Below are 427 nucleotides of genomic sequence, written 5' to 3'. Positions count from 1 at the left end.
AGACCATCGCCGAGGTGATGGGCGGGACGCTGTTTGGTGAAGCCCCGCTCGGCATGCATTCTAAACAACGAAAACCGGATACTGCGGACGGTTGGAGTAGCGTGCAGCAGTTTGCCGTGAGTGGTGTACCCTTGAAGACTTTTCTTCACCAACGGCATTACGGCGGTGCTTTTAGACAAGTTCTGGATGCAACCTCTTCTAACCGTGGCAATCTTATCGAAAATGCTGTTGAGGCTTTGTTTTTAAGTCGCAAAATCGCATTTCTCCGGACGGGCAGCCATAATCAGGCTGACATCGCGAGACGTTTTGAGGTTCAGGTAACGCCGGCGCCTGACTTTGTTGTATTCGATCCAAATGACGATAGCCTTAAGGCAATGCTCGAGTGTAAGGGCACGAACAATGGTGGAACGGCCCGCGACAAGGCCCT

The 427-nt window shown here is 52.2% G+C and carries 1 protein-coding gene; it reads left to right on the top strand.

Features of this window, described 5'->3' with window-relative positions; all coding sequences use genetic code 11:
* On the top strand, positions 1–427 hold a 427-nt coding region (locus R5H29_RS08215; protein ID WP_332329053.1), incomplete at both ends, for a hypothetical protein.

Source organism: Stenotrophomonas sp. A3_2, assembly GCF_036624925.1.
Classification (GTDB): domain Bacteria; phylum Pseudomonadota; class Gammaproteobacteria; order Xanthomonadales; family Xanthomonadaceae; genus Stenotrophomonas; species Stenotrophomonas hibiscicola.
The sequence above is the reverse complement of the archived record's forward strand: the minus strand, read 5'-3'. Positions and strand labels throughout refer to the sequence as shown.